This window comes from Rouxiella sp. WC2420 (genome assembly GCF_041200025.1).
Lineage (GTDB): Bacteria > Pseudomonadota > Gammaproteobacteria > Enterobacterales > Enterobacteriaceae > Rouxiella.
Window position 1 is genome coordinate 3,106,975 of the sequence record NZ_CP165628.1, and the last position, 17,462, is coordinate 3,124,436.

General features: G+C 49.1%; 15 protein-coding genes. 8 read left to right on the plus strand and 7 right to left on the minus strand.

Annotated features, from left to right (window positions below; all coding sequences use genetic code 11):
* Positions 1 to 59: 59 nt before the first annotated feature.
* Genes AB3G37_RS14160 through AB3G37_RS14170 form a run of 3 tightly spaced genes read left to right on the plus strand, consistent with a single transcriptional unit; the run spans position 60 to position 4,920 of the window.
* Positions 60 to 1,511 carry a TolC family outer membrane protein gene (locus tag AB3G37_RS14160; protein WP_009635403.1) on the plus strand — a complete coding sequence of 484 codons (1,452 nt, stop codon included), beginning with the start codon at positions 60 to 62 and terminating at the stop codon, positions 1,509 to 1,511.
* Positions 1,508 to 3,697 (plus strand): type I secretion system permease/ATPase, encoded by a 2,190-nt coding sequence (locus tag AB3G37_RS14165; RefSeq protein WP_369788193.1) that lies wholly within the window; start codon positions 1,508 to 1,510, stop codon positions 3,695 to 3,697. Before AB3G37_RS14160 ends, AB3G37_RS14165 begins: the two co-directional genes overlap by 4 nt.
* A complete protein-coding gene (locus AB3G37_RS14170; RefSeq protein ID WP_009635401.1) occupies positions 3,694 to 4,920 on the plus strand; it encodes an HlyD family type I secretion periplasmic adaptor subunit in 1,227 nt (408 codons plus the stop codon). The genes AB3G37_RS14165 and AB3G37_RS14170 overlap by 4 nt, the downstream gene beginning before the upstream one ends.
* Before the next feature lie 226 nt (positions 4,921 to 5,146).
* On the opposite strand, the gene AB3G37_RS14175 is transcribed toward AB3G37_RS14170, so the two are convergent.
* The gene (locus AB3G37_RS14175) at positions 5,147 to 6,319 is read right to left on the minus strand and encodes a pyridoxal phosphate-dependent aminotransferase family protein (protein WP_009635400.1); all 1,173 of its coding nucleotides are present in this window, start codon (positions 6,317 to 6,319) and stop codon (positions 5,147 to 5,149) included.
* Positions 6,306 to 6,566, minus strand: a complete 261-nt coding sequence (locus AB3G37_RS14180) for an acyl carrier protein (RefSeq protein ID WP_009635399.1) — start codon at positions 6,564 to 6,566, stop codon at positions 6,306 to 6,308. Before AB3G37_RS14180 ends, AB3G37_RS14175 begins: the two co-directional genes overlap by 14 nt.
* A gap of 744 nt (positions 6,567 to 7,310) precedes the next feature.
* Here AB3G37_RS14180 and AB3G37_RS14185 point away from each other — a divergent pair.
* The 4 genes from AB3G37_RS14185 to AB3G37_RS14200 all read left to right on the plus strand — a co-directional run bounded on the left by AB3G37_RS14185 (position 7,311) and on the right by AB3G37_RS14200 (position 9,973).
* The gene (locus AB3G37_RS14185) at positions 7,311 to 7,586 is read left to right on the plus strand and encodes a chromosome segregation protein ParM (RefSeq protein WP_369788194.1); all 276 of its coding nucleotides are present in this window, start codon (positions 7,311 to 7,313) and stop codon (positions 7,584 to 7,586) included.
* Between the two features lie 223 nt (positions 7,587 to 7,809).
* On the plus strand, positions 7,810 to 8,172 hold the full coding sequence (locus AB3G37_RS14190; RefSeq protein ID WP_009635397.1) for a cupin domain-containing protein: 363 nt from the start codon (positions 7,810 to 7,812) through the stop codon (positions 8,170 to 8,172).
* A 210-nt stretch (positions 8,173 to 8,382) separates the two neighbouring features.
* Complete coding sequence (locus AB3G37_RS14195; protein WP_369788195.1) at positions 8,383 to 9,264, plus strand: SDR family oxidoreductase; 882 nt, start codon at positions 8,383 to 8,385, stop codon at positions 9,262 to 9,264.
* Positions 9,265 to 9,286: 22 nt separating this feature from the next.
* The gene (locus tag AB3G37_RS14200) at positions 9,287 to 9,973 is read left to right on the plus strand and encodes a TetR/AcrR family transcriptional regulator (protein WP_369788196.1); all 687 of its coding nucleotides are present in this window, start codon (positions 9,287 to 9,289) and stop codon (positions 9,971 to 9,973) included.
* A gap of 59 nt (positions 9,974 to 10,032) precedes the next feature.
* Here AB3G37_RS14200 and AB3G37_RS14205 read toward each other — a convergent pair whose 3' ends face one another.
* Positions 10,033 to 10,941, minus strand: a complete 909-nt coding sequence (locus AB3G37_RS14205; RefSeq protein WP_369788197.1) for a LysR substrate-binding domain-containing protein — start codon at positions 10,939 to 10,941, stop codon at positions 10,033 to 10,035.
* A 264-nt stretch (positions 10,942 to 11,205) separates the two neighbouring features.
* Here AB3G37_RS14205 and AB3G37_RS14210 point away from each other — a divergent pair, with 264 nt between their 5' ends.
* Positions 11,206 to 11,628, plus strand: a complete 423-nt coding sequence (locus AB3G37_RS14210; RefSeq protein ID WP_369790964.1) for a DoxX family protein — start codon at positions 11,206 to 11,208, stop codon at positions 11,626 to 11,628.
* Positions 11,629 to 11,788: 160 nt separating this feature from the next.
* Here the strand turns inward: AB3G37_RS14210 and AB3G37_RS14215 are convergent, their stop codons facing one another.
* The 4 genes from AB3G37_RS14215 to AB3G37_RS14230 form a co-directional block, all read right to left on the minus strand.
* Entirely contained in the window at positions 11,789 to 12,760 is a 972-nt protein-coding gene (locus AB3G37_RS14215; RefSeq protein ID WP_369788198.1) for a spore coat protein U domain-containing protein, read from the minus strand.
* Positions 12,761 to 12,785: 25 nt separating this feature from the next.
* Entirely contained in the window at positions 12,786 to 15,155 is a 2,370-nt protein-coding gene (locus AB3G37_RS14220; RefSeq protein WP_369788199.1) for a fimbria/pilus outer membrane usher protein, read from the minus strand.
* Positions 15,127 to 15,783, minus strand: a complete 657-nt coding sequence (locus AB3G37_RS14225) for a molecular chaperone (protein ID WP_369790965.1) — start codon at positions 15,781 to 15,783, stop codon at positions 15,127 to 15,129. Before AB3G37_RS14225 ends, AB3G37_RS14220 begins: the two co-directional genes overlap by 29 nt.
* A gap of 111 nt (positions 15,784 to 15,894) precedes the next feature.
* Positions 15,895 to 16,425: a spore coat U domain-containing protein gene (locus AB3G37_RS14230; protein ID WP_369788200.1), complete on the minus strand. Its 531-nt coding sequence runs from the start codon at positions 16,423 to 16,425 to the stop codon at positions 15,895 to 15,897.
* Positions 16,426 to 17,462: the final 1,037 nt, after the last annotated feature.

The following is a 17,462-nucleotide window of genomic DNA, read 5'->3' on the forward strand; positions in this document are numbered from 1 at the left end:
AGGGATGCGTATGGGCACAGGGAAGTGCCCCTTTTCTCTCATTGACTGGTGGAATATAGATGGATTTGAGGCAATCTCGCGCAACTTATCGTCGTATCACTAAGCTCGGCGCCTTGTGCGCTGGCTTTGCTTTGTTTCACAGCTCTCAACTTATGGCTGCCAGTGATGCTCTCACTGCAGCAAGCAGTATTTCTACAGCAGGCCTGATTCAACAACAGGATCTGCCATCATTGACCGGTGAAATCTCCCAACCTGCCCTGACCAACGTACCAGACACTCTAACGATAAATCAGGCCGTGCAGCGGGCGATTCAGTGGCACCCCGATATTGCCGAAGCTATCGGCAAAATGCTGGAGCAGGCCAACCAGGTTGATGTGGCGAAAGCAAAATATTATCCGCAAGTCAGCGTCGGTATGAATAACGGCTACAGTAATTCCTATGTCGAAAAAGGTTACAGCCCTTCGTTTGTACTCTCGGTTTCTCAGATGCTGTATGACTTTGGCAAGGTCAGCAGCTCAGTGCGTTCTGCCGAAGCTGGCGTGGCGCAAGAACAGGCCAACGTGTTGGTCAGCATCGATACTGTAGCCCACGACACCGCCGCTGCACTGGTGGAAGTTCAAGGCTATCAGCAGCTAGTGAAAATTGCCCAGGAGCAGTTGACGGCGCTGAACAAGATTGGTGATTTAGCGCGTCAGCGTAATGATGAAGGTGCGGCGTCTCTTTCCGACGCGACGCAAACCGATGCGCGTATCGAAGGCGCACGCGCCACCCTCACCCAATATCAGGCCAACCTTGACCGCTGGCGTGCCACGCTGGCAACTGATCTCGGCTGGCCAATAGTAAGAAATGTCAGCGACAGTTTCCCGGCCAAGCTGATGCGTTCCTGCCAGTTTGTCAAAGCGGATGACAAGCTCAATCCGTCGGTACTTGCCGCTATGGCACAGGTCAATCAGGCACAGGCAAAACTGGACAATGCCAATGCACAAATGATGCCGACTATTTCGCTTGATCCCCAGGTATCGCGCTATCTCAACGATCATTACTCCGGCAGCGATGAGCTCAATCGCACGCAGTATTCGATTGGTGTCAACGTTCAGATGCCGCTTTATCAGGGCGGCGGTATGACGGCCAGCCGTGATGCGGCTGCCAATGCGCTGGGCGCGGCCAATTCGGCGGTAAACTCGGCGCGTTTAAAAGCCCGGCAGCAACTCAGCGAATCGCAGAATGAGTCACAGAGCCTCGCGCTCAGCCTGGCCATTCAAGGGCGGCAACAGAGCCTGGGCGAGAAAACCCAGCAGCTTTATCAGGATCAATATCTGCAACTTGGCACTCGGCCATTACTGGATGTCCTGAACGCCGAGCAAGAAGTGTTTCAAACCCGATTTACGCTCCAGCAAACCATCAGCCAGTTACGCTCACTGCAGCTCGATTGTTTATACAGTACCGGGCAGATGCGGTCCGCGTTTGCTTTGAATAATCAGCGGATCCAATCCGTGGAGATCCAGCCATGACCCAATTACAAATTCCCGATGGCCCAGACGACCACTCAAACAGTGGCACAGGGGGAAATGTGCCACTGCACGGTTGGGCAACGGCAATTATTCTGATTGCCACTCATTATCGGCTACCGTGTTCTCCGGGCATGATCATGGCCACCAGCGAATGGCAGGGCAAACAGCCCCGAGACAAAGCATTGCGGCACCTGGCACGTCAGGCCGGGCTGTCGCTGCAATTGTATGAAGACAACAAATGGGAAATCACCAGTTGGCGGCTGCCGCTGGCAGTGGAGCTGCATGATGGTCAGGTAGGGGTCATCACCAGCTTTGATGGTGAAAGTGAAGTGCGAGTGCATTTCACCGGCGACGAGCAGCCCACGCCGGTCGCACTGGAAACCTTGCTGCCAGAGATCAATTTTGCTGCCGCGCTGCGTCCGGTAACTGCGGCGAAAGACAGCCGCGTGGACCGTTATCTGAGCGTGGTCAAACCGGACTGGCTGCGTCGCCTGGTTTTGCGCGACCTGCGCCCCTACGGCTACGTAATGCTGGGTTCACTGCTGATCAACCTGCTGGCGCTGGTCGGTATCATCTTCTCGATGCAGGTCTATGACCGGGTAATTCCGGCGCAATCCTACCCGACTCTCTATGTGCTCTACATCGGGGTGATCATCTCGGTGGTGTTCACTTATATCCTGCGCGTCGGGCGCGATCACGTAACCGATTTACTGGGTAAACGTGCCGACATGCGGGTTTCAGACCGCGTTTTTGGCCACGCGCTGCGCCTGCGTAACAGTGCGGTGCCGCGTTCCACCGGGACCTTTATCTCGCAGTTGCGTGAGCTGGAGGCGATCCGCGAAATGGTCACCTCGACGACGGTATCAGCTATCGTAGATATGCCGTTTTTCCTGCTGTTCCTGCTGGTGATGGCAATTATTGCTCCGCCATTGGCGTGGATAGCCCCGGTGGCGGTGCTATTGATGGTGCTGCCCGGCCTGTTTAGCCAGAAAAAACTGGCCAGACTGGCGCAGCAGGCGTTGAAAGAATCGACCCTGCGCAATGCGGTGCTGGTCGAGAGCGTGCAAGGGCTGGAGGACATCAAGCTGATGCAGGCAGAGGATCGCATCCTGCAACAGTGGAACAGCTATATCCGCATCACCGCGCAGTCTGGCGTTGAGATGCGCAAAGTCATGCACTCGCTGATAAGCTGGGGCGTGACGGTGCAGGGGCTGGTTTATGCCAGCGTGATTGTCGTCGGCGCGCCAATGGTTATCAATGGTGATATGACTACCGGTGCAATTGTTGCGGCTTCCCTGCTCTCTTCGCGCATGATTGCTCCGATGGCGACGTTGTGCGGCGTACTGGCGCGCTGGCAGCAAGTCAAGGCGGCAAAAAACAGCCTCGATGCGCTGATGAATCTGCCGGTTGAAAACAGCAAGGACGAAACTCGTATTCACTGCCCGGTGCTGTTTGGCCATTATCAGTTTACCGATGCCATGTTCCGTTATTATACCGATTCACTCACTATTGCCCTGCGTATCAAAAGCCTGACCATTGAGCCGGGTGAGCGGATAGCATTGCTGGGCCGTAACGGTTCCGGTAAATCGACCATGCTGCAGGCAATGATTGGCGGCGTGGATTTAGTCAGTGGCGAACTGCGGCTCGATAACCTCAGCCTGCCGCACATTGATCTCGCCGATGTGCGACGAAACGTGGGTTTACTGACGCAAAACGCCAAACTGTTCCACGGCACGTTGCGTGAAAATCTGACCATGGGCTCGGCACACGCAACCGATGACGCAATCTTCGCGGCGTTGAGCGTTAGCGGTGGTGCTGACTTTATTCGTCGCCTGCCGCTGGGCCTGGATCACCCAATTATGGAAGGCGGCGTCGGGCTATCCGGCGGACAACGGCAATCGCTGCTGTTGGCGCGTATGCTGCTGCGTGACCCTAACATCGTGCTGCTCGATGAGCCGACCTCCTCCCTCGACGACCATACCGAGAAAGAGTTTATCGAACGTCTGGACCAATGGCTGAACGGGCGCACTCTCATCGTCGCAACGCATCGCGCCGCTATTCTTGCCCTGGTCGACCGTGTGCTGGTGCTCAAAGATGGGCAGTTGGTGATGGACAGCCCGAAAGAGAATGCGCTGCCGACGTCAACGTCACGCGCTGGTGGTAATCTGCCGGAGACAAAATCATGATCAAGCAATTGCCCGGAAAACTGAGGCTGGTGACGGCAGCAGAAGTTGATTCATCTGACGATCTGCTGGGCGAGCTGCGTTCGGAAACTCACTATTCTGGCGCGGTACGCCTCATAGTTATTAGCTCTTTATTACTTCTGGTTACACTGGTTTGGGCCTGGTTCGGCATGCTGGATGAAGTGTCTACCGGCACCGGCAAGGTAATTCCCAGCTCGCGTGACCAAGTGTTGCAGTCGCTGGAAGGCGGTATTTTAACCGCATTACTGGTCCATGAAGGTGATGAGGTGCAGGCCGGTCAAATAGTCGCCCGTCTTGATCCCACTCGTTCTCAGTCTAATGTTGGCGAGAGCGCAGCCCGTTATCGCGCGGCACTGGCGGCTGCGGCGCGCCTTAATGCCGAAGTTAATGACAAGCCACTGGTTTTCCCGTCCGAGCTAAAGGATTTCCCTGACCTGACCGCTTCTGAGACTCGGCTGTATAAAACCCGCCGTGCACAGCTTACCGATGCCACGGCACAGTTTAATCAGTCATTGTCTTTAGCCAATCGCGAACTGGCGATCACCCAGCGGCTGGCGAAAACCGGCGCAGCCAGCAGCGTAGAAGTACTGCGCTTGCAGCGTGACAAGTCAGATTTGGAATTGAAACTCACGGATATGCGCTCACAATACTATGTGCAGGCGCGTGAGGAGTTGGCGAAGGCCAACGCCGAAGCCGATAGCATGTCACAGGTAGTGAAAGGACGCGAAGATACCGTAACTCGTTTGACCATCCGCTCCCCTATGCACGGTATTGTGAAAAACATCAAGGTGTCGACCGTCGGTGGGGTTATTCCTCCTAACGGTGAATTAATGAATATCGTGCCAATGAACGATCGCCTGCTGATTGAAGCACGCCTGTCGCCGCGTGATATCGCCTTTATTCACCCGGGCCAGCATGCAGTGGTGAAAATTTCAGCTTATGACTATGCTATTTACGGTGGTATTAACGGCGTGGTCGAAGGCATTTCACCAGACACTATTCAGGATGAGGTGAAACCGGAGATTTATTATTACCGCGTATTTATCCGCACTGATAATGACTATGTGCAGAACAAAGCCGGCAAGCGTTTCTCTATTAGCCCCGGAATGGTCTCCACCGTTGATATTAAAACCGGTGAGAAGACAGTAATGGATTATCTGATCAAACCGTTCAACCGCGCGAAAGAGGCGCTGCGCGAACGTTAATATCATTATATAAATTATTTATGCTGCCGTTTTCAGCTGAAACCGGCGGCATTTTTTATGACTAATTTCCGACCAATTTAATTACGCAGACTAATAGCGGTATCAGCAAGTGATTAAATACGAATCAGTATGAATCACTAGGGGGGTTAGAATTGATGTCGCTGGTGTGCAAGACATGCTGCTTATTGTTTACCAATAAGCAGCATGATTGATGCTTTGACGGGGATTAAATTTTCAGATCGGCAAAGGCCTGAATAATTTTATCAATCTGCTCGTCGCTGTGCGCGGCATTCACGCTACAACGCAGCAAAGTATTACCAGCCGGTGCAGCGGGTGGCAATGCCAGGTTTACATAAACACCGTTTTCGATCAGTTCACGCCAGAGACGCAGGCCGTCTTCTTTTGAACCCACCAGCACAGGAACCACCGGGCTGATGCGCGGGCCCAGCTCAAGTCCCAACTCGGCAAGTCCGTGGTAAAGTCTGCGAGCATTGCTCCACAGCTTTTCACGCAGGCCCGGGTTCTCGGCGATAGTTCTTAAAGAAGAACGTACAGAGGCGATACTTGATGGCGATGGCGAGGCGGTGAAGATATAAGGACGGCTGCTGTAGCGCAGCACTTCCATTGCTTTGGCACCGACGGCAAAACCACCAATAGAGGCCAGACTCTTGCTAAACGTGCCAAGGATAATATCAACATCATCCTCAACGTGCAGCTCTTCTGCCAGGCCGCGGCCTGTCGCGCCCATGACGCCGAATGAGTGAGCTTCATCGACCAGCAAATAGCCACCAAGGCGACGTTTGATGTCAACAATCTCGACCAGAGGAGCAACATCACCCAGCATGCTGTAGATGCCTTCAACGATGATGATCGCTTCTTTGGCACGGTCACCCAGCAGCACCATACGGCGCTCCAGATCTTCGGCATCATTGTGACGGAAACGGATTAACTGCGCCCCGCCCAGAGCACACGCGTCATAAATACTTGCGTGGCAATCTTTGTCAATCAGGACCACGGCATCAGAATGCGCCAGCGTACTGATCACACCCAGATTGGCGGTATATCCAGTAGGGTAAACAATGGCAGTAGGACGGTCAAAGAAGGCCGCCAACTCATGCTCTAACGCAAGGTGCGAACCGTAGCTACCATTGGCCATACGCGAACCGGTAGTTCCTGTGCCCTGAGCTGCCAATGCAGCCTGACCTTCGGCAATCGCTTGCTCATTGAAGGTCAGACCCAAATAGTTGTTCGTGCCTGCCAGCACAATTTTGTGGTCGCCAATACGACCTTCCGTTGCTGAGTAGATCTCATCGATACAGGCGCCAAATGGATTTATACCAGGCGTTCGGTATTCATTAAGTCTGTCCGCAAGATTAGCAAACTTATCATAAAGACCCATAGGTGCTCTCCAGGTGTGGGAGTAGCGCATTCAGCAACTGCTCGGGGGTTCTAACATTCAGCAAGATATTTATTGGGATGGTAATATCTAATTTGTCTTCTAGCTTCATTAACAGACTCATCACTTTAATAGATTCCAGGCCAATATCATTGACGAGATCGCTGTCCGGCTTTACCTCATGATCGCCCTCAACCATACCCTGCAGGAACTCAAGGATATAGTCCATTAATACTTCACGGTTTAACATAAAAATTTCACACACCTATAGTATATAATGATAATCAAATACTTTTTGCGCTGCACACGCTCTAACCCATCACAGGAAACCAGTTAATAGATTCAGACAAGCTTTAGTTGCTCACGTTTGTATCAGAATGTTTTTTATGACTAAAATCTACTTTACATTTAAGCCTATAGCTTATTCGGAGTATCTTCTATTCTTATTGTGTGGTTTCGGTCGAACTCGTCATTGAACCTCGACAATTCACGTCGATAAAGCATTAAGTGATAAAAGGTAAAAAGTTCCCACCCTGATAATGTAACCATTCGTGTCAAAAAATACCAACTTATCCTGAACAACATACACATCCCTGACTGTAACGCCAGTTAAACTGCAGCAGCTTAGGCTTGATGCCTATCAGAATATATTAATTATTTTACTTTTGATAATATTTTGCAATTAAGCACTTGAGTATTAAAAAGGCCATCCCAATTTAAATTTGGCTTAGTAAGAAATTTAATAACCCTTCTCTAAAGTTAACCCAGCTATAAATCTTATAACTAATAGGTAGAGATTAAATCGCAAGGTGTTTGATTAATTTTGTTAATAGCTGCAATAACTCAGGCCCTACTCGTCTCAAAGTCGGAATCTACTATTTTAATGCATTAAATAAAACCACCGGGTGATTATATCCAACAATATGGTTTATACTGAGAATCACCTATCAAGCTGAGTTGAGACAATGTTCGATCCTAATCGAGGGGTCATCACATGCGCATGTCTACGGTCCAAAAAGATATTTTGCTGCTCCTTTATGATCATTCAGGTCTGGGCAATCAAGCCGTATCATTTAGCGCTATCTCTATGTTTACTTTACTCAATCAGCATCGTGCAAGACCAGTCCCAGTCACTGACTTTCGTCGCGCCTGTCACAAACTACTCGCTATCGGACTGGTTGAAAAATATCGCGACGAGCAATCACAAAAAGTCGTTTTTCGCTTATCTGCCGAAGGTAAGACAAGTGCAAGCCTGCTCTATTGCCGTTAGATTTTAGGATTTTTATAATAATCATTGTCTTTTCCCCATCTGCAAAACTTCCTGCCTTCTCCACACTGATTAACGCAGTAATGTGTTAATTAACCGCCAATAAATTAACCAATGTTTTTTGCAATTTCCCTAAGCTGGACGTCGAGTTATTACTAACCTATTTATCCGTTCAGTATAAATTTTCGGCTGTTGGTTAACCTTCACATTAAGGGAATTTTATTAAATGAAAGTGCAAAAAATAGCGCAACCCGCATCAATCAAAGTTTTAGAGTCGTGGGGAAATGTTGAAGGCTTGCCTGATACCCCGGCTGTAAAACTCTCCGGGATCCAGAAAGTCATTCCGGGTAAGGAGGACATTGATACCGGAATATTTGAATGCAGCGCAGGAAGTTATCGACGCTCCGTTAAGCAGGCCGAAATTATGCACTTCCTGAATGGCAAAGGATCTTTTACTCCTGACGGAGAAGAAACCCTTGAGTTTACCGCCGGAGACTCATTCTTCTTTGAGGCCAATACCGAGGGCACTTGGGTCATTGAAACAGATATGCGTAAGCTTTACGTGATTTTCGACGCGCTCGAGGCCTAAGGCAACTCACCGCCTCGCAACCACGAGGCGGCTATAAAACAACAGGTTAACCTTCTCGACTTTACCACGACGCTTTTGACCTATCGTCGTTGACCGTTTACATCATCACCTTATCGCCTACAAAAATAATAGTTGCTGAATAAACCGCCTTCCCCTCATAATTTTCCAGTGATAACATAAAAAAGATATCAATGAAAACTGGAGTCAAAAATGATTATTATCACAGGCGCTTCCGGGCAGTTGGGACGCGAAATCGCACGACAGCTTGTAAATAAAATACCGGAAAATCAGGTTGTTGCAGGCACTCGTGATGTGCAGAAAATGGCTAATTTTGCCCAAAGTGGTGTACAGCTGAGAATCACTGATTTTGCCGATCCGGCTGGCTTGGCGCATGCTTTTACAGGTATGCATCAGGTTCTGCTGGTTTCTGTCGATAAACTTGGAGAGGAAGCGCTTCGGTTACATAACAATGCCATCGGCGCAGCGCGTTCTGCCGGGGTACAACGGGTGCTGTATACCAGCCACATGGGCGCACGAGCAGATTCAATGTTTGTCCCTGCTGTTGACCATACAGCAACCGAGGACCTGCTGGCGGCAAATGGCACACCTTTTACCTCGCTGCGCCATGGTTTTTATGCTGAAAGCGGACTGCATATGATTGGACGGGCATTTGAAACTGGCGAGCTTCGCGTTCCAGAAGATGGCCCTGTGAGCTGGACTGCTCGTAATGATTTGGCAGAAGCAGACGCGATTATTCTCGCCGATCCTGGCCGATTTGACGGTATGACTCCGCCATTAACTGCTCCGCAAGCCTTTACCATGGCTGAGTTAGCCAACATCGCCTCAGAGATGACTCAGCGTGAAATAAAACATGTCACACTGACCGATACGCAGTGGATTAGCGAAAAAGTTGCTCTGGGAGTGCCCGCGCCCATGGCCGAATTGCTGTTAGGCATGTTCAAGGCGGCAAGATTAGGTGATTTCTCTGTGGTTGATCCTGCTTTAGAGAAGCTGCTTGGTCGTCGCCCACAAACTATGCGTGATATTCTCACCGGAGTCCTAAAGCCTGCTCAGGCCTCCCAAAGCGATTAACCAAGGGGTTTCAATAAAGATTATGAAGGTAAATGATGCTGATGATGCAAGAACTCGAATCATTACCGCTGCAGCCGCTCTGATTCGAACCCACGGCACGGATGCAGCAACGACGCGCGCGGTGTCTGCCGCCGCATCAATTCAACCGCCGACGATTTATCGATTGGTGGGCGATAAAGATGCCTTGCTTGATGCCGTTGCAGAGTTTGAGCTGGCCGCTTATGTCGCCACCAAAAAGGATGAGGATCTCCCCTCGGATCCGATTGAAGCCTTGCGCTTTGGCTGGGATAAGCATGTCGCATTCGGCCTGTCCAATCCTGCGTTATTCAGGATAATCAGCAATAACGCCGCCTCACCCGCGGCAAAATCAGGTATAAAAGCGTTGGCTAAAAAAGTACATGCGGTCGCGCTGGCAGGAAGATTGCAAGGCAGTGAAGAGCGAGCAGTGGCAATGATGCATGCTACTTGTACCGGGGTGGTTATCTCTCTGATCGCACAAGAACAGACACCCGCGCATTTTGACCTTGCTGCTGAAACGCGTGAGGCGGTTATTCAGGCAATAACCAATAACAGGCTTGAACTGGCAGATGAAAAAATCGGTACTGCGGCAACGACATTAAGGGCTCGGCTCGGCCAGTCGCAAACGCTGACAAACGGCGAGCGTGGTTTGATGGATGAGATTTTGCTCCGATTGGGCAGTGAGATTTAAGCCCTGACTAAACAATCATTTTTGAATAATATTTAACATCAAATTTCTGTTCTCGAGGTTTAATACCTGGAAGTGAATTTTTCGAAACTGGCGACCAGGCTATCGATAAACACTCGAGTCCGCGAAGGCATTAAACGGCGTCCGGGGAACACGGCCCACACAGGAACGCCGGGACATTCCCAATCCTCAAGCACACGAACCAGCTCACCCGTTTCCAGATAAGGGTGGGCGAAATGGGTAGTTACACTGGTGATTCCCGCGCCGAGGCGGGCAAGATTGATTAACACACTGGGTGAATTGGCAACAGCACGCATCGGCGGACTCCCCTCCCAGCACTCCCCCTGTTTGGTGAGCGTCCAGGGTGAAACGTCACCTCCACGCGTCCGCAATCTCAGCACCGAGCGCTGCATCAAATCTTGCGGATGATCTACCCGCCCATGCTTTTTAATAAACGAGGGCGCAGCGTAAAGCCCAACCCGAAACGTGCTCAGTTGGCGAGCCACCAGCGTTGAATCATTCTGCAAGTTACCCATACGCAAGGCGATATCATACCCCTCGCCAATAATATCAACGCGTTGCTGAGAGGAATCTATATCCAGCGTGACCTGTGGATATTTCTCGATAAAGTCTGCCAGCAGAGCACCAATTAAATTTTGAGAAAAATCTCCGGGCATTGATATTCTTAATTGACCCGTGGGCTTGGCCTGGCGGTTTTCAGTCAGCGCCAGCATGGCTTCCATTTCGGCAGAAATTTGTTGCGCGTGGCGCAGCACGGCTTTGCCATATTCGGTAATCATCATCTTGCGCGTGGTCCTGACAATCAATCGTTCACCCAGCTGATTTTCCAAGGCCGAAATCCGTCTGGAAACGGTGGAGTTGGGAATATCAAGGCGTTCAGCCGCCCCTGAAAAACTTCCCTCTTCCACAACGCAGGCAAACAGGACCAAGTCTGCGGGATCAAATTTCATTATTATGCCATTTTTGGGATTATGTTATCCATTTCTGGAGTTTATGCCCAATCACGAAACAGTTAAAGTGAATTTGAGCTTATGGCAGTTTGCCAAACGCTGAATTATCAGGAAAAACGTAGAAACGAAGCTAATCAGCCACTTTCAACCGAATAGCCTCATTTGCACGGAATTAGATATTCCAAAAATCATCTTTAATGATGATGCACGGCAGATACCAACACGGTTTTTGCCTAATTAACTTTACACCTCAATTCTTCAGGGATTAATACAATGCGTTATTTTTCTATTACTAAATTCAGTGATGCCATCCTGTTAATTACTCGCATCATGCTGATGCTGTTATTTGTTATTTTTGGCTATGAAAAACTGATAGGTTTTAGCGGCACGATTAACTATATGGCATCCACTGGATCGCCGTTCCCGACCTTATCGGCAATTGTTGCCGTCGTGCTGGAATTCTTTGTCGGTATTGCCATCATATTAGGTTTCTATACCCGCCCACTGGCGCTGATTATGGCCGTATACACCCTAATTACCGCTCTGATCGGCCATAATTTCTGGACCATGACCGGAGCTGCGCATTATGCCAACGAGATTAATTTTTACAAAAATGTCGCAATTATGGGCGGATTGTTCCTGCTTGCGCTGACGGGTCCAGGTAAATACTCCCTCGACCGCAAATAATCATTCACGGAAGTCGCTAATCACTGTGGCTCTCAAGATTTTAACCTCCGACTAGAATTGACAAATAATAGTGGCTGATTAAAAAAGTCATGGGATTGATAAAGGTTATAGCCGATAGGCTCATCATGCCTGCGGTAAAAACCTTTATCTGTTCTCACGTTCAATAAGTGACATTGACAGTAACGGTATCTGAATAGCTGCCGGGAGTGTAATTTGCACTCGCAGCGGTAGCATAGACTGTATAAGTGGTGGCCGAACCGCTCCCAGTCCCGGCAATACTGTTTGCCGCGCTACTGCCCCAGACTACACCATTGATCCCACTGGTAGACCTGAGCTGATAAGGCACAGTATCCTTATTGGGTGCGGTGCCTGACATTACACCCGCGCCCGTGGTGCTGCTGTTTGAAGGAACAAGTCCTATGGTATAGGGCGTACTGTTGGTGCAGTCGACGCTAAGCGTGTTGCTGGAGGCGGTATTGACCGCTGTGGCACTGACAGAACCGAGGTTAATATTGCCGTTGGTAGTCAGGGTACACTGCTTGGCAACGGTAGCCAACACGCTGAAAGCAAAGTTTGAAATCACCGTCGAGCCGCAAGTGCCGGGTGGGATCAACAGCGCTGTATTTGACGTTACTACCGCGGTCGCTGCCGAAAAGTTATCAGTGTAACTGCCTGGAGTAGCCGTGGTTTGTGGCGTGGATAACGTCCCGTAAACCGTCAAACTCCCCCCGGTGGGAACCCCAATGGCCAGTGATCCCAAATTGGCCATCACTGGCGTTGTTCCCGCAACATACTGACTCCCCCATACAGTACCTCCAGTGTTTTGATAAAGCTGATAGCTTAACGTGCCCGCCGGAGTACCGGTATTAGCCATCGCCCGCGTAGTGACCTGATTAGTATTGGTCGAGGCGCCAATGTTAAAGCACAAAGTGACGCCCCCAACCAATGTATCCAATACCCCACGCGTACAAGAGTAACTAAAGGTCATGCTGGTGGTCGGAGTAGCAGTCACCAGCGGGTTAACCGTCGAGAAATTCACCGACTGAACGTTACTCACCGAGCAGGTGATCGCATAACTTAGCGATGGAGATAGCCCTAACAGCATCAATAACAACAAATTTCTTATGTGCATTCACTAGCTCCTCGACTCGCCGGCCTTACTTACAGGTTAACGGGCCAATTTGTGGGATCCCTTCGGCCTTTTGGGGATAATCGAATTGCACGGAACAGACACCCGCAGCCGTAGTCACTTGCAAGCTGTTGTGCTGCTCCAGCGCGTCAAAATAAACCATGCCATCAAAACCAACCACCAGACTCGGGCCGCGAGAATTTAATCGCACCTGACTGCCTTCAGGGATAACCTTGCCAGTAACATCGGTCAGTATTACCTGCGCAGCCCTGATCGGTTTGATGGTGAATTTCACCATTGCACCAGAGCGATCGCCCGGCGTGGCGTTGGCATTAACCCTGGTTATCTGTGTATTGGCAGGCAGATCCATGGGATCGATGCTCAACAGATTTCGTTGATAACTGTTCAACGGTGTGACCAGAAGCAGCCCTTTATCATTACTGTTGCCCACCAGGTTGTTTTGCAGTTTAACCGGCACATTCGCAACGCCATCGGTAGAAACCACCGCAAAACCATTGGTAATTTCCCGAGCGGCAAATAGCCCACCGCCCATCATTACCACGGATCCCGTTGCCCCTGCATAACCGTAATGACTATCAGGCAACGTGTTATAACCGGCATAAACCTTGCCATAATTCCCCTGATAACCCAGCTCTCCTTGCCCGCTCTGCCGAGAATCCTGCTGATTGGCCGCGACATTCCAGCCCCAACCTCCTTCAGAAGGCAACGACTGGCTGGCATTGGCAAGATACCCCGTGCTGCCATTAGTGCGCTGTACCGTGGTGCTGGCAGAAATGCGGTCGCTAAGCGTTACGGTGACCATCATGTAAAGACTGCGGTCTTTGCTGTTATCAATATTTTGATTTAGGCCCGCACTAATAAAGAAATTATCGCTGACCGGCTTGAACCAGTTGGCATTGGCATAGCGAATAGAACTTTCCTGAGGATAACGAAATTGCAGATAGCTGAGGCTGACATTGCCGAAATATCCGGTGTCATAACCAATAACGGCATTGCTGTTCAGTTCAGGTGGCGCTGCCCCATAATGGGTTGCTACATCATGATAATTGCCCGTGGTGGCCGTGGTGCTGGCAGCGAAACTAAAGCGACCGCCGGTCCAGCGGTAGCCGATACTGTAAAGTGATCCGCTTCTACCACGGTCGGAACTAAAGGCAAGCGAAGTTGAAATAGTGCCGCTGCGCGAACCGGGGATCCAGTCGCTGCTGACTCCGGCATTGGCAAGCCCGCTTGTTGCTTCAGAATGCGCCCCGGCAGTGAAACTATTGTTTACCCCATAGCGCCAGGTTCCGCTAAGCGCCGGCGCGCTGCCATAATCAAAAGAAGAGTAGCCATAATTCTTACGCACTACGCCCAGCTCGGCTGACCAGTTTGTCAGTCCCTGGCGCAGCAGTTGCTGATCGTTATAGAAAGAAAAGCTTTGAGTCGTCGTTCTACCTAGTGCGTCGGTGGTGATAATTTGCGCATCACCAGCACCGCTAATACTGGGCATGGTGTTAATTTGGAAATTACCGGACGGGACCTGCCCGGTATAATATTTCATACCGTCGACATACAGTTCGACGTTAGAAGGCAAAGTGGCCGACCCCAGGAACGACGGCAAAGGCGTAGTGCGAAGATTAGGTTGCAGGCTGTAGTCAGTACCAATTTGTATACCGGCAATTCGCGTCGGCCGTGACCAGGATAATGCGCCGGTCAACGTATCACCAATATTTACCGCAATTAACTGGTCTGGAAAGGACGATCTCCAGCTGGTATCCAACCGGTTTACCTGATTACGCTGACCAGAATATTGATTCTGCTCTGAATATTGGGTCAGCTGTGTCGAGCTGAATACTCCAGCCGAATTAAAGGCGCGAAACTCGGTGAAAGAATTAGCGGTGGTGCCATTTTGTTTAGCCGCATAAATATCATAGTTCAGCAGCATACCGCTGGAATTAGCTACCCCAGGACGATTGTTATCATAATCATTAAGCTGAATAGTAGCTGAATCGAGTAAACTCAGTGGCCCTGTCAGGTCCAGCGTTTGTTGGTGGGCATCATAATCAATTTTTAATTGTTTAATATCGCTCAGGCACACCGCTTCTGATGCCCCTTTCGGCAACCGGAAACCCAGCTGGCGCAGGGTGCTTACGCTGGCATAGAGTTTTTTTTCGGCGTAACCAAAATGGGCCAGCCCCACATGATTTCCATTAAGGGTGACGTCAAGATATAGGTCTAAGCCGGGAATATGTGAATTATCATTAATAATACCGTCCACAGGTCCGCTATAATTATTAACGTCTGCGGACGCAGCTCCAGATATTAATATTCCATTAAGAAAAAAAACTTTTACCAGACGACTTGGGTTACTACAAATCCTGTAGGGTTTTTTCACCATTGATTGTTACTTCAATTTTGCTTCCATGGGTGTAGTTATCGTAAGAGACTGGTAATATCCAACGCATAGTCGCGCCTGGAAGAACGTAACCTAATAATCCAGGTGTAATATCTTTGCGAGTTCCTTTAGCACTGATATAAGTTGCTGCCGAGAGCTGTGCATGGCTATTCCCTAGATTATTGACCTCCAGAAAAGCTTTATTTCCAACATGTACAAGCCCCCACTGCAATTTTACCGATCCGACCGGCATACTGGCTGGCTGAATAAAAACCGGAACCGAATAATGTAAAACAAATTGCAATTTATTCTTTTGAAGAATAGGCGGTGGTAATTCATCAATAGCCAGTCGATAAGCATCCTCCAGACTGTTGGAGGTTGGCCCTACGCGAATTATACGGATTAATTGCCGCTCTCCAGGAGCCAGTGCCAGCATTGGCGGACTGGCCACCAGCGACTGTGAAGCCGTTAAATTATCGCTGAAGTTACTCTGACTCCAGCGATAAACTCGCACCTGAGCATTAACTACGTTATCGCCTTCATTGCTTAACCACAGTCCAGTTGCATTTTGGTTTCCCGGCAAGATCAAGGTTACCGGTGAAACCTGCAGGCCACTCGCCGCTGCCTGAATGCCCTAAACCGATGTCCCTAACAAGCATGCAAATACCCACTGCCGCACAAGCAATTTCAACGTAATCTCCTTTCCTGGGTGGGCAACTTTGGATCAGTAAAGCTAAATTAATCAGTAGTTCACCGTTACAGTAACAATATCGGCATAGCTGTCAGGCGTAAAATTGGCACTGGCCGCAGTGGCGTAAACGTTAAATGTTTGCGCTGCTCCGGTTCCGGTTGCTGCAACGCCGTTGCCCACTGTCGTAGTGGTCGCCGTATTGCCCCAGACTGGCCCAGTCGCTGAAGTCTGATTTAACTGATAAGGAACTTTATCGGTGTTGTTCGTAGCGTTGGCCACTGATGACATTGAACCGGATCCCGTGGTCGTGCCGCCGTTGACAGTAGAGGGAGACAGGCCAATAAAGTAAGGGGTAGTTTTGGAGCAATTAGCAGTGATAACACTGGTACCGCTGGTATTAGCCGCCGTGGAGTCAACAGATCCAAGATTGATATTGGAACCTGAACCGGCAGTAACACTACAAGATTTGAGGATGGTAATCAGGACCTGAAACGTCCCGGTGACGGTCGCTGCATTAGCCGAGGGAATAATGGCTAAAGCCAAGCAAGATAACAGGATACGGGGTGCCAGCTTTGATTTCATATCTTAACCCTCATGATGGAAAGCAATTTTTTATGATATGCAGCAACAAACACATTAGTGAATATAATGTAATAATTCTTAACATGCCAGATTGAATTTCAGTTAAGGTAGGTTTAATCGCTACTTATTGATTATCAATGGGATCTAAACCACATTTTTATCGAAAGTTAACATTCACTAATGAATTCACCCCCCTCTTTTCATAAGAAAATTATGAGATTTTCTTTACGTTTGCTTATCACTTCACATCAGCAAATAACTACATATCAGTTAAAAACTACACATCAGCAAATAACTACATACCAGTAAAACTAATTTTTGCCTGAGCTGAGCCTCTCCTACTCTACCCTGTTCAGCATGTCATGGACGCCCCCGCAATCGCCGAGGCCAAAAGCACCAAACCAGGAATCCAAAAATCCGTTATCTATTATATTTTCAACTTTTTGAACCAACCCCTGTTGAAATAAGCACTGTTAATAAAAGCATGTTCTTAAAAACAGTATTGACTCTATTCCTAATCATCGTAGAGTGGTCATCAACGGCAGCGATAAATGAGTTCGCCGTTAATATTAAATATGCTCTTTGTATCGAAAAATACGTTTTTGCTGTTTCATTAAATTATTTTTTGCGATAAAGGCCACGAAGTTTGTTGTATGAGTAATCGGAGTCACGAATATTGCATTCTCACCGATTAATGCTTTCAGGCCACGTAGTCAGTATCGACAATCGCAGGATGGGGACCAAAACGCGATGATGTAAGGCTATGTTTTATTGGATATAGTTGCGATAACGCCCTTGAAAAAGGCTTTTAACAACATCGCAATGAAAGTAAGGCCGCGCATCAAAGAGTCTATATCGCGAGGGGAAATGAACGTGTTTGACTTACTCCACCTTTATTCAATACAAGGTAGGAAAGTTATTAAAACGGGTATTTATTTGGGAGGTTTGGTGATAAATCTAACGCCCGATGTTATCTGTTTCAAGCATGGACATTTATAGCAGTATCTAAATTGAAAGTACTCATTAAGTTATTAATG

Excerpts from the sequence above, each read along its gene's own strand:
- AB3G37_RS14160 (WP_009635403.1), top strand. The coding sequence starts at position 60 with ATGGATTTGAGGCAATCTCGCGCAACTTATCGTCGTATCACTAAGCTC.
- AB3G37_RS14165 (WP_369788193.1), top strand. The coding sequence starts at position 1,508 with ATGACCCAATTACAAATTCCCGATGGCCCAGACGACCACTCAAACAGT.
- AB3G37_RS14170 (WP_009635401.1), top strand. The coding sequence starts at position 3,694 with ATGATCAAGCAATTGCCCGGAAAACTGAGGCTGGTGACGGCAGCAGAA.
- AB3G37_RS14175 (WP_009635400.1), bottom strand. The coding sequence starts at position 6,319 with ATGGGTCTTTATGATAAGTTTGCTAATCTTGCGGACAGACTTAATGAA.
- AB3G37_RS14180 (WP_009635399.1), bottom strand. The coding sequence starts at position 6,566 with ATGTTAAACCGTGAAGTATTAATGGACTATATCCTTGAGTTCCTGCAG.
- AB3G37_RS14185 (WP_369788194.1), top strand. The coding sequence starts at position 7,311 with ATGCGCATGTCTACGGTCCAAAAAGATATTTTGCTGCTCCTTTATGAT.
- AB3G37_RS14190 (WP_009635397.1), top strand. The coding sequence starts at position 7,810 with ATGAAAGTGCAAAAAATAGCGCAACCCGCATCAATCAAAGTTTTAGAG.
- AB3G37_RS14195 (WP_369788195.1), top strand. The coding sequence starts at position 8,383 with ATGATTATTATCACAGGCGCTTCCGGGCAGTTGGGACGCGAAATCGCA.
- AB3G37_RS14200 (WP_369788196.1), top strand. The coding sequence starts at position 9,287 with ATGAAGGTAAATGATGCTGATGATGCAAGAACTCGAATCATTACCGCT.
- AB3G37_RS14205 (WP_369788197.1), bottom strand. The coding sequence starts at position 10,941 with ATGAAATTTGATCCCGCAGACTTGGTCCTGTTTGCCTGCGTTGTGGAA.
- AB3G37_RS14215 (WP_369788198.1), bottom strand. The coding sequence starts at position 12,760 with ATGCACATAAGAAATTTGTTGTTATTGATGCTGTTAGGGCTATCTCCA.
- AB3G37_RS14220 (WP_369788199.1), bottom strand. The coding sequence starts at position 15,155 with ATGGTGAAAAAACCCTACAGGATTTGTAGTAACCCAAGTCGTCTGGTA.
- AB3G37_RS14230 (WP_369788200.1), bottom strand. The coding sequence starts at position 16,425 with ATGAAATCAAAGCTGGCACCCCGTATCCTGTTATCTTGCTTGGCTTTA.